This window comes from Saccharothrix sp. ST-888 (assembly GCF_000955975.1).
In the GTDB taxonomy this organism is placed as follows: domain Bacteria; phylum Actinomycetota; class Actinomycetes; order Streptomycetales; family Streptomycetaceae; genus Kitasatospora.
Genome location: NZ_JYJF01000401.1, coordinates 1 through 409 on the forward strand (window position 1 = coordinate 1; position 409 = coordinate 409).

At 50.6% G+C, this 409-nt stretch carries 1 protein-coding gene; it reads right to left on the reverse strand.

Annotated elements, in window-relative coordinates; genetic code table 11:
• Positions 1–409 (reverse strand): hypothetical protein (locus UK12_RS45270; RefSeq protein WP_197085381.1); only part of this gene is annotated, 409 nt, incomplete at both ends.

Consider the following 409-nt stretch of genomic DNA (forward strand, 5'->3'; position numbering starts at 1 on the left):
GTTATTGTTGTTGTTGTTCGCCCCGCCACCACCGTTGTTGTTATTGTTGTTGTTGTTCGCCCCGCCACCACCGTTGTTGTTGTTATTGTTGTTGTTGTTCGCCCCGCCACCACCGTTGTTGTTGTTATTGTTGTTGTTGTTGTTCGCCCCGCCACCACCGTTGTTGTTGTTATTGTTCGCCCCGCCACCACCGTTGTTGTTGTTATTGTTGTTGTTGTTCGCCCCGCCGCCAGCGTTGTTGTTGTTATTGTTGTTGTTCGCCCCGCCGCCACCGTTGTTGTTGTTATTGTTGTTGTTCGCCCCGCCGCCACCGTTGTTGTTGTTATTGTTGTTGTTGTTGCCACCCCGGCCGTTGTTGTTGTTATTGTTGTTGTTGTTGCCACCCCGGCCGTTGTTGTTGTTATTGTTG